This window comes from Candidatus Hydrogenedentota bacterium (assembly GCA_016791475.1).
Taxonomy (GTDB): Bacteria; Hydrogenedentota; Hydrogenedentia; order Hydrogenedentales; family JAEUWI01; genus JAEUWI01.
The window spans coordinates 1-531 of the sequence record JAEUWI010000436.1; the positions used below are offsets into that span (position 1 = coordinate 1).

Sequence of the window (531 nt, forward strand, 5' to 3'; positions counted from 1 at the left end):
ACTTCATCAACGGCGGCAAGAAAATCATCATCACCACGCTGCAAAAATTCCCGTTCGTGCTGGACGAACTGGGCAACAGCCACCGCGAGCGGCGCTACGCCATCATCATCGACGAAGCCCATTCCAGCCAGGGCGGGCGCACGGCGGCGCAGATGAGCATGGCCTTGTCCAACGTGGCGACGGAGGAAACCGAAACCTCCGACGCAATCATCGCCCGCATCATCCAACAGCGGCGCATGATCGATAACGCCAGCTATTTCGGCTTCACCGCCACCCCCAAGGGCCGCACGCTGGAACTGTTCGGCACGGAAGTACGGATCGGTAGTGAAAAAAAGTTTGTTGCCTTCGACACCTACACCATGAAACAGGCCATCCAGGAAGGCTTCATCATGGACGTGCTCCAGAACTACACCCCGGTGGAAAGCTACTGGCGACTGGCGAAAGCCATCGAAGACGATCCGGCCTTCGACAAGAAAAAGGCCATGAAGCGCCTGCGTCACTACGCGGAACGTCACGCGCTGGCGATCCGCA

1 protein-coding gene is annotated in these 531 nt (G+C 58.6%); it reads left to right on the forward strand.

The features are described 5' to 3' along the window. Positions 1–531 (forward strand): type I restriction endonuclease subunit R (locus JNK74_30120; GenBank protein ID MBL7650426.1); only part of this gene is annotated, 531 nt, incomplete at both ends.